Source organism: Microbulbifer discodermiae (assembly GCF_040742695.1).
In the GTDB taxonomy this organism is placed as follows: Bacteria; Pseudomonadota; Gammaproteobacteria; order Pseudomonadales; family Cellvibrionaceae; genus Microbulbifer.
The window spans coordinates 1-8,775 of sequence record NZ_JBFLAB010000091.1; the positions used below are offsets into that span (position 1 = coordinate 1).

Sequence of the window (8,775 nt, forward strand, 5' to 3'; positions counted from 1 at the left end):
TTCGCCGGCAGGCAATGGCTGTTCGGTATGTACCGTGGTTGCGCCGCTAACGCCGGCGCCAAGGCTGTAGCCAGCACCGGTCTTTTGGTGGTTGCCAAAGCTGTTGTAGCGCCAGGAGAAGGTTAGCGGGAAATCCCCCTCCGCTTCGAAAACGATTTCTTTCTGCCGCTTGTGGCCATTAAAAAAATTGATGGGATTGCCGGCCAGGTTGTTGCAGCTTTGAGGCTCGGGCGGGGCCCCACAGTCTCGCGCAACGCCGTCCCAGGGTTTATCGGCTGGGCACTCCTTTTGGCAGGTCGCCGTAACATAATCATAGGTTAGGGGCGATGGGCACGCTGGAGATTGCTGGCAATCATAAGGCTCAGCAGGGTATTCACCTGACCCAGGTATTGGTGATCGACCTTCTAAGCAGCCCCCCCTGGCTATATTAGCGTAGAAATCGAAACTGCTCGTATTTCCATTGATTGTCCTACTCCAATTAACTTGACATGTAGCGGTTCTTCTAAGGTTGGGGTACAAATCCTCGGGAGGGGCTTGCACTATTGTTGTTGTACCACCTGGATTAACTTCGTCTTGTGAATCTTGAATCTGTTGTCTGAATGCATCACAGACCGCAAATCCAGTGGGATACTTTGGGGGGGAAACGGATTGCCTGATAAAGTAACTGGGCTCACCGAGCACATCAGCTGAACTAAGTACAGACACGACTAGAACAAGAAATTGACGAAGCATGATTAATTGAAGTCTGGTTTTTAATTTTTCTTGACTTATACAATGTCGATTAGGCCTAAGCAATTACAGGTCATTACATCCAGAGCATAAGGTGAATTGCATCACACTTATTAGAGCCATAAAGACAATACGCTTGCCCGGATACTCCTCTTAAGCTAAAGGCGGGATTTGCCACTTGTAGCCGGTATCAGAGAGGGCCGTCCCCAAGGCAGGTGGCCTTGACCCGTACCACTTTGTCGATCAGCCAGCTGCCGTTCTTTTTGCGGATACGCACGCGCACATCCGAGAGTTTGGTGATGGTGGGCTTGTGGATTTGCGATTGATGCGCCGTTACACCGATAGTGCGCGAGCCGTTGATTGTGTACACCGTGGCCAGGTCGCAGTTGCCATAGGTGAGCTGGGAGGAACTGGAATCAAAGCGCACCTCGAAACCGTCGCCAACGGTGCTGCTGACAGGCTCCACATAGTTGGCGCCACCGCGCGCGGAACCGTTGCGATAGATCCCCACATAGGCGTGTACATAAGACGGCGCGACATCGATATTCTCGTGGTCCACAATCGCCGCCGCGTTGAGCCGGTAGTGGGTAAAGTTGACGGTGATATTGCCGGTGTAGATGGAGGCCCCGCTGCCATCGGTAATTTTGCAGCGATACACCGAGGTGGTGTTGACGCCCCCGGCGCTGCGCGCAAAGGTGGTGGCGGCGGACCCCTGGCTGTTGACGGTCAGTGTGGTGCCGCTGACCTTCTGCCAGGTGTAGGTATAGGGCGCCTCGCCGCCGCTGACACTGGTGGTGACCGAGTCGCTGGTCAGTGTGGTATTGCCTGTACTGATGGCCTCTTTGCTGGAGCTGCTGCGGGACAGGCTGGCGTTGCTCATGGGCGTGTAATAACTGGCGGTGCCCCTGGCCGCCCAAAGGGTGTTCAGGTCCGCGCCGCTGGCCAGTTTGATCCCGGTGGACGCGGCCGCGCTGCCAAAGGACAGGGGCGCATAGCGCTGGTTCAGATCGCGGCCGTCGCTGGTCTGGTAGCCGGTGGCCGCCGGCTTGGTGCCCTGGACATAGGGATCAAAAACACTGTCCAGGTCGCTGCCGCTGCTGGTCTGGTAGCCGCTTGCCATGGTGTACGCTAATCCAAGTCGGGTATGGGTTTATCCCCGGCGGGTCTGAATCCATTTTTCTTTTCGTCGCGGTCGGCCAGGGCCGCGGCCAGCGCGTCAAAATGCCGCTGCGCCATGGGCTCGTAGCAGACGCGCGCGGACACCGGCAGGGTGCCGCCAAAGTCCATCAATACCTGACGGATAAAATCCAGTTGTTCCCGGCATTGCATGGCCGCTCACTCCCCCTGGGCTTCGTTGTAGAGTTTGTCGAAGGCGTTTTTGATCAGCAGCATCAGGCCCGCGGGGGTGACGCCGCCGAGATCCACGCCGGTGACCGGATCGTTGAGCCCGCTGGCGAAGGTGCGGGTGCGGATATCGGCGAGATTTAACTCCAGCACCTGGCCACCGACGGCATCGGGCACCAGGGGTTGCCACTGCCCGGCGACGCACAGGTGTTCGCTGGTCTGAAAGGCGATGCTGGCGCTGTCGTCGGCGGGATTCCAAAACAGGTGGACTTGGGTGGCCAGGCGTTCGGCCAGGACACCGGGGGCGATTTCGCGCAGGCGCGCGTTGGTTTTAGGCATGGCCCTTCTCCAGTTTTAACAGTCGCGAATCCAGCAGCTGCAGCCAGCCAACCACGGGGGCGAGCATCTGGTCGTAGTCCATGGCGGGCAGGCTGCGCCCATCGTCCACCACCGGCTCCGACAGCAGGGGTTTGACCTCCTCGGCGATAAAGCCCAGGCGCGGGCGCTGGTCGCGGCAGATGTTTTGGCGGTATTGGTAGCGCACCGGGCGCAGTTTGCGCAGCACCTCGAATCCCAGCTGCAGTGGCCGAATATTTTTTTTCGTGAAGCGGGAGGAATAAACCTTAAAACCGCCGTTGGCCTGCACCTGCTTGTCGAAATAGTGGCGGCTGGCGGGGGTGTGGTGGTTGCCGGAATTGGACGTGATGTTGTTAAACGTGACGCTGGCGCCCAGGGAGGCTTTGGCATCGAGCGCGGCTTGCAGGCCGCTGATCTTGCTCGTGGACAGTGTGGGAATACGGGCCGCGTTAAAGGTGCCGCTGGTGATTTTACTGGCGCTCAGCGCGGGAATGCGCGCTGAGCCCAAGGTACCGGTGGTAATTTTGCCGGCATCCAGCGGGGGAATACGGGCGGCGTCAAAGGTGTCGCTGGTGATTTTGCTGGCGCTCAGTGGGGGGATGTGGGCCGTGTCAAAGATACCACTGTTAATTTTACCGGCGTCCAGCGCGGGAATCCGGGCCGCAGCAAAAATGCCGCTGGTGATGGAAGCGGCGGCGTGGCTGTGGGCGGCGGGCGGGTAGCTGAGCGGTTTGTCGGTAAAGTTCTCCCAGTTGAGGTAGTAGCTGCCCTCTTCGCCATCCAGTTTGTCCGCGTGAAGGCCATTGCCGGGGCCCTGGTTTTGGGTGGCGGCGTCCCCCAGCCCCAGGTGTTGGCGCGCTCCGCTGGCGTCGTCCTGGGCCAGCAGGGTTTTGCCAAAACTTTTGGGGGCGCCTTGTCCCAGGCGATCATCCAGCGCGGCCTTGACGCCCCTGGGTGTGGAGGCGCGGCCGGCGTCCGCACCTTCGACCTGTTCCGCATCGGTGGCCAGCTCCACCACGCCGGGGGTCTCGGTGGTGGCCGGCGGGTTGATCCAGCTGGTGTCGCCAAAACTCAGGTCGGTGGCATTTATGTCGGTAAAACAGACGTCCGCGGCCAACAGCAGGGTGGCCTGGGTGGATTTTTCCAGTATCACGCCGCTCTGGCCGTAGACCGCGAACAGGGTGCCGTCCTGCAGGTAGAGGCCGAAACCGCGCAAGGTATAGGTGTCCGGTCCATCGTCGCGGATGATGACATGCAGGGTATTGTCGGCCACCGCGTTGCCGGCAAAAGTATCCAGTTGTTTGATTTCACCGGGCAGCTGGGTCTGGGATGCCTGCGGAACAAACACCCCGGCGGTGACACCGATGCTGGCGATGCGCACCGGCAGTGTGCCAGTGTTGTCCGCATTGATCAGCGCCTGGCGGCCGGCGTCGGTCACGATGATCTGCAATCCGCTCATAAAAGCTCCTCAGACCGCCTGCAGCTGCAGGCGGCGGTAAACGGCGGGCCGGGCCGCGGCCACAAAACCGATACAACCGCGGGCCTCGACGCCCTGGGTAAAACTCCAGTGGCTGCGCACGGGCTTGGTGCGCTCCACTTCCGCGATCACGTCGTCCACGTATTGGGCGCTGGCCTCCTGGCCGCCGGAGCCGTTGAGGGTGAGCCACATCGCAAAGGTGTGCGGCGCGCCGGGCGGATCCTGCTGCCACCACTCGCTCAATTGCACGGCGCCGCCAAAACTCTGCACCACCGTGCAGACGGAATAGGCGGTGCCCTTGGTGCGCTGGATCTGGATGGCGTTGCGGATGCGCTCGCGCTTCACCTGTTCCGGCCAGTAGTCCTTCCAGGCGTCGATGGACAGGGCCCAGGCGAGCCAGGGCAGCAGCTTCGCCGGGCAGCTGTCCGGATTCCAAAGTTGCCGCAAGGGCACCGGCACCTCGGCGATGCGCGCGGTGGCGGCTTCCAGGGCGCGCTCGGCGTCGGTGGCGTTGGCGGGCAGCAGGCTGGCCACGAGGCTATTCGTCCACGCCGCCGTGGGTGACGGTGGCGGCGGTGCAGTGGGTGGCCTGGATGCGACTGACGACGATATCGGCAGTGGGCTGATTGAGTGTTACCCGCTGCACCCCCTGCACATGCAGGGCGGCGTAGAGACCGGACAAAGTGACGTCGCGGCCCAGGCGGTGGCTGTCTTCGATATAGGTTTGCAGCTGCGTTTCGGCCTCGGCCAGCACCACCGCGGCGCCGGGGCCGGCGTAGGTGTAGAGGGTGGCCTCCACCACATAGGAAATTATTTGCGCGGACTGCACGCTCACCCGGTCGGTCATGGGGCGCACATGGTCCGCCTGCAGCACCGCGGCCACGCTGTTCAGCAGTGCCGCGCCCGCTGTGCCGTCACCCTCCCGGGCGAGGATGGAGACCACCACATCGCCGGGGCTGGGGCTGGTGGCGCTGGCATCGAGGACACCGGGGTCGGCGCCCAGGGCGTGATAGATATAGGCGCCCTCGGGGCCGGCGACACTGAACCCCTCCGGGGCCAGCTGGATACGGCGGCGGAATTCGGTGTTGGATTCCACTGTGGGATCGATACCGTTCACCGGGTCGCCGGGATTCAGCACCAGACGCTGGACCCCGAACAGCGCGCCTATCTGGTCCAGGTCCGCGTCCTCGGCATAGGCCAGCATCACGGCGCGGGCGGCGTTGTTCACCCGCTGGCGCAGCAGCAGTTCCCGGTAGGCGGCCACCTCAAGAATTTTATAGGCGGGGTCGGCTTCGGTCAGGGCGTCGAAGGTGGTGTCGCGGCCCTGCAGGTCGGACAGCATGGCGCTGAAGATGGACTCGAAATCGAGCGCTTCCACGACGTCCGGCTCCGGCAGCCGGGAGAGATCCACAGCGGTAAAGGTGTTGGCCATGCCCGCGATGGTGCGCGAGCGCCGGCATGACCGCAGTGGCGGCGGCTTGTAGCAGTGCTGGTTACAAGGGCTGCGGGATTCGCGGCATCGAATTCAGAGAGAGGATTGAGGCCCATAGGTGTCAGTAGCAATCTACGCCAACGCTCAGTGCCACCGGGGAGTACCATGTTGGATTTTCGTTGTTCGCGTTGTTCCAAACTGCTGGCGCGCACCGCGGTCGCCGAGCGCATCGAAATCAAATGCCCCCGCTGCGGGGCCTTTAATATTCTGAGAGCCAAGAGCCCCGAATCCGAGCGCCTGGGAGTGCCGGATCGGAGCGCACATGAAGAAGCCAAGCAAAAGATATACTCTCCACCAGGGCGATGCCTTGTCCATTCTCCGCAATCTGCCGAGCGCTAGTGTCGATGCGGTAATCACCGACCCACCTTACTGTTCCGGCAGTCAGACCATGGCCGGCCGTAAACGGCCAACCGGTGCGAAATATATCGGCACTGACACCAAGCGCCAGCTTCCGGATTTTGAGGGGGACTTTCGCGATCAGCGCGGCTTCCTCGCCTGGGCCAGCCAGTGGATGACGGAGTGTCACCGCGTAACCAAACCCGGCGGGTTGCTGCTGAGTTTTATCGACTGGCGTATGTTGCCCACCATTACCGACGCGGTACAGGTGGCCGGCTGGGTGTGGCAAGGCATTGTGGTGTGGGATAAAACCGCCGGCTGCCGACCACAGCGCGGCCGCTTCCGGGCACAATCGGAGTATGTGGTCTGGGCTTCGCGTGGCCCTCTGCATACCTCCGTGCATCCGGTGGTGTTGCCCGGCGTTTTTCAGGAATCGCCGAGACCAAAGGACAAACTGCACCAGGTGGGGAAACCTTTGCGACTAATGGAATCGCTGGTGGAGATAGTGCCGCCGGGCGGTACCGTGCTTGACCCGTTTATGGGTTCAGCCACCACTGGTGTGGCAAGCCTGCGCAGTGGGAAGCAGTTTATCGGAGCGGAGCTGTCCCCTGGATACTATGATTTAGCATCGACCCGACTGGCCGCCGAAGAATAAATTAATCTGAGCACCTCCAGCGTGCTCCGGTTCTTCTACTGATAAAAATATTACCCCAGCTCTCGTTGTCGAAAATACCAGACTGCTGCCAAAACGAAAACTGGAGGCAACCACCTTCCCCACCAAGTGGTATACCAAGGTTGACTATGCCACGGGGTTTCCCACTCACTTCCCGGAGCTAAAAATGGTTCTTCCATCAAAACCCACGTACCTAGAATCCACAATAGTGAAACGCCGGCGGCCAGAATACTCAACGGCCTCCACTCGAAGAAGTAAGACAGAACGCCACACAGAAAGACAGTAATAATAACCGCCACTGCAAACTTGATCGCCAACAAAAGCTCCATGTCGAACCACCGCACCAAAGCGGCGGCGATACTGACCATGAAAAAAAGGCCAACTGCTAAGACAAGAGCAAAGGTATCGTCACGCATTATTTTCCCCTAAAATTTCGAATTAAGTAACTAACTGCTATCTAATTCCATTTAGAAAAATATAACTTAGCTAAAATGTAGATAATTTTTTATTGACCCAATTCACATTTATGCATTCAACTGGCGGAATATTAAACGCCTATACCTCTATTTATTTGTACCAGTAAAAAATTTCGAAGAGATTTCATGGAGTTTGGGAAAAATTCAACCGGCCAGGTGTTTTAACAGCAAATCCCGCACCAGCTCCTGATCCGCATGACTAAAACCCAAAAGCTGTCGCTGCGGATACTCGATACCCTTCTCGCGCAGGCCATAGTGGTGCACCCTGGCCACCCGGGCGGCGCGGCCCAGAAAACCGACAACGGCGCCGTCCGCCGTGGATTGCACCCGGAGGTGTTGGGCGTTGCGCAGCTTGGGGAACATTTTGCGGCGGCGTTTGAGGCGGTTGGCCTTGCCGCGCAGCTTGCGGGTTTTGCGCGGCGCAAAAGCGCTGCCGTCGGGGTTTTTCTGTTCGGCGATGCGCTGGCGTTGGCGGCGGCGCACCTGGGTGCCGATACTGCGCGCCAGCTTGCGCTGCTCGGCGGGCGCCAGTTTGGCCAGCAAGGGGGCGGCCCAGGTTTCCAGCTGCCGCAGCGGGTCAGACACTGTTTTGTTCGTCCCCGATATCCCACTCGGCAATCAGCTGGTCGCGCAGGTAGAGTTTCCAGTGGGTGGCGGGCCAGGGCGCTTCCTCCTGGGGCTCCGGATAATGTTCGACACTAAAACCCCCGGCCTCCCGGGGAGTCACGCCGACGCGCTCGGTGAGGGGGATCTCGAAGGAGAGGTCCATTTTATCCCGGTCGAGTATGTCCGCCTCAAAACGGATCTGTTCCCGTTGATTGGGGTTCTGAAACAGTTCCGGCTGCTGCTCCCGCAGCCACACCAGCAGCGGCACCACCAGGGCATCCCGGTGGCCGGCATAGTCGGTGACCAGCAGGTTGAGGGTATAGCGGTATTCGAAAGCGAAACCCGGGGCGCCGGTGCTGACCAGGTTGCCCCTGTCGATAAACACCTGCAGCGCATCGGGGTTGCGCCGCAGGTGGGGGACGGCTTCCAGAATAAAAGCCCGCAGGCTGTCGGGTTTGATCATTTAAGCAGGTCCGCGAAGGCGCCCTTGATGCCGGTGACCAACAGGGTGCAGGCGGAGGTGATAACAAACAACAGCAGCGCGCGGCGGGTCCAGGTGCCGATCTGCTCGCTGGCTTTGCGCTGGGTGCGCAGGTGGGCAAAATCTTTTTGTGTCTCGCGCACGTCGACGGTATCCACGCCCAGTTTTTGCAGTAGATCCTCCACCGCCGTGCGTGCCGCCTTGCGCATCAGGGCTTCCATTTGCTGTTCACTCAGGTTCATTGTCATCCCTGCCCTTTGCCGAACATCCGTTTTCCGGCCCAGGCTTCCACCGCGGTGCGCAACATACGCCGAAAGCCAAAGGTGTCGATATAAATGGCCGCCAGCGCCCACCAGTAATATTGTGGGGTGGCCTTGAGGGCGGTAAAGCCGGTCATCACTGCCCGCTGCAAATCCCCGGCGTGGTAGTGTTCCGCGATCACCAGTTCATACAGCGGGGCGATAAACAGAAGCACCACCGGCAGTGTGGTGAGCAGCAGCAAAAAGTCATCTTTCCAGCCGCGCTGCCCCACGCTTTCCAGATCCATGGCGGCGGCGTGGTTGTCACCCGTCTGCGCGCGTTGTATACGCGCGCTGTTGGAAGCCTTTTTCAGCTCCAGTTCGCCGCGCCGCTCTTCCGCCTTGACTGCGCGGCGGTGTTTTAGGGCCTGTTAACACTAATTAGCCGGTCAGCGATCAATGAAAAGTTGATGAAGAACTTAAAAACGACATCCAACTTATCAAATCGACTAAATATTCTTCGGAAACCTTTCAAGCGGCGAAACAGACGCTCTACTTCATTTCG

The 8,775-nt window shown here is 59.9% G+C and carries 13 protein-coding genes; 2 read left to right on the forward strand and 11 right to left on the reverse strand.

The features are described from left to right. Nucleotides 1-919: 919 nt before the first annotated feature. The 6 genes from AB1S50_RS18270 to AB1S50_RS18295 are packed head-to-tail and all read right to left on the reverse strand — an operon-like array spanning nt 920 to nt 5,339. Nucleotides 920-1,849 carry a hypothetical protein gene (locus tag AB1S50_RS18270; protein WP_367152600.1) on the reverse strand — a complete coding sequence of 310 codons (930 nt, stop codon included), beginning with the start codon at nt 1,847-1,849 and terminating at the stop codon, nt 920-922. 8 nt (nt 1,850-1,857) lie between these two features. Further along, complete coding sequence (locus tag AB1S50_RS18275; protein WP_367152602.1) at nt 1,858-2,058, reverse strand: hypothetical protein; 201 nt, start codon at nt 2,056-2,058, stop codon at nt 1,858-1,860. Nucleotides 2,059-2,064: 6 nt separating this feature from the next. Next, a complete protein-coding gene (locus tag AB1S50_RS18280; RefSeq protein ID WP_367152604.1) occupies nt 2,065-2,412 on the reverse strand; it encodes a hypothetical protein in 348 nt (115 codons plus the stop codon). Beyond that, on the reverse strand, nt 2,405-3,889 hold the full coding sequence (locus AB1S50_RS18285; RefSeq protein WP_367152606.1) for a tail fiber domain-containing protein: 1,485 nt from the start codon (nt 3,887-3,889) through the stop codon (nt 2,405-2,407). Before AB1S50_RS18285 ends, AB1S50_RS18280 begins: the two co-directional genes overlap by 8 nt. A 9-nt stretch (nt 3,890-3,898) precedes the next feature. Continuing rightward, nucleotides 3,899-4,441, reverse strand: a complete 543-nt coding sequence (locus tag AB1S50_RS18290) for a phage tail protein I (protein WP_367152608.1) — start codon at nt 4,439-4,441, stop codon at nt 3,899-3,901. A gap of 4 nt (nt 4,442-4,445) precedes the next feature. Continuing rightward, nucleotides 4,446-5,339, reverse strand: coding sequence for a baseplate assembly protein (locus tag AB1S50_RS18295; protein ID WP_367152610.1), 894 nt, complete (start codon nt 5,337-5,339; stop codon nt 4,446-4,448). A gap of 165 nt (nt 5,340-5,504) precedes the next feature. Here AB1S50_RS18295 and AB1S50_RS18300 point away from each other — a divergent pair, with 165 nt between their 5' ends. Beyond that, nucleotides 5,505-5,738: a Com family DNA-binding transcriptional regulator gene (locus AB1S50_RS18300; protein ID WP_367152612.1), complete on the forward strand. Its 234-nt coding sequence runs from the start codon at nt 5,505-5,507 to the stop codon at nt 5,736-5,738. After that, complete coding sequence (locus AB1S50_RS18305) at nt 5,662-6,390, forward strand: DNA-methyltransferase (RefSeq protein ID WP_367152614.1); 729 nt, start codon at nt 5,662-5,664, stop codon at nt 6,388-6,390. Before AB1S50_RS18300 ends, AB1S50_RS18305 begins: the two co-directional genes overlap by 77 nt. A 50-nt stretch (nt 6,391-6,440) precedes the next feature. Here AB1S50_RS18305 and AB1S50_RS18310 read toward each other — a convergent pair whose 3' ends face one another. The 5 genes from AB1S50_RS18310 to AB1S50_RS18330 all read right to left on the reverse strand — a co-directional run bounded on the left by AB1S50_RS18310 (nt 6,441) and on the right by AB1S50_RS18330 (nt 8,518). Then, nucleotides 6,441-6,824, reverse strand: a complete 384-nt coding sequence (locus AB1S50_RS18310; RefSeq protein WP_367152616.1) for a hypothetical protein — start codon at nt 6,822-6,824, stop codon at nt 6,441-6,443. 204 nt (nt 6,825-7,028) lie between these two features. Further along, entirely contained in the window at nt 7,029-7,469 is a 441-nt protein-coding gene (locus tag AB1S50_RS18315; protein WP_367152618.1) for a phage virion morphogenesis protein, read from the reverse strand. Then, on the reverse strand, nt 7,462-7,953 hold the full coding sequence (locus AB1S50_RS18320) for a phage tail protein (RefSeq protein ID WP_367152619.1): 492 nt from the start codon (nt 7,951-7,953) through the stop codon (nt 7,462-7,464). The genes AB1S50_RS18315 and AB1S50_RS18320 overlap by 8 nt, the downstream gene beginning before the upstream one ends. Then, a complete protein-coding gene (locus AB1S50_RS18325) occupies nt 7,950-8,213 on the reverse strand; it encodes a hypothetical protein (protein WP_367151414.1) in 264 nt (87 codons plus the stop codon). The genes AB1S50_RS18320 and AB1S50_RS18325 overlap by 4 nt, the downstream gene beginning before the upstream one ends. Before the next feature lie 2 nt (nt 8,214-8,215). Further along, nucleotides 8,216-8,518, reverse strand: coding sequence for a hypothetical protein (locus AB1S50_RS18330; protein ID WP_367152621.1), 303 nt, complete (start codon nt 8,516-8,518; stop codon nt 8,216-8,218). Nucleotides 8,519-8,775 lie beyond the last annotated feature (257 nt).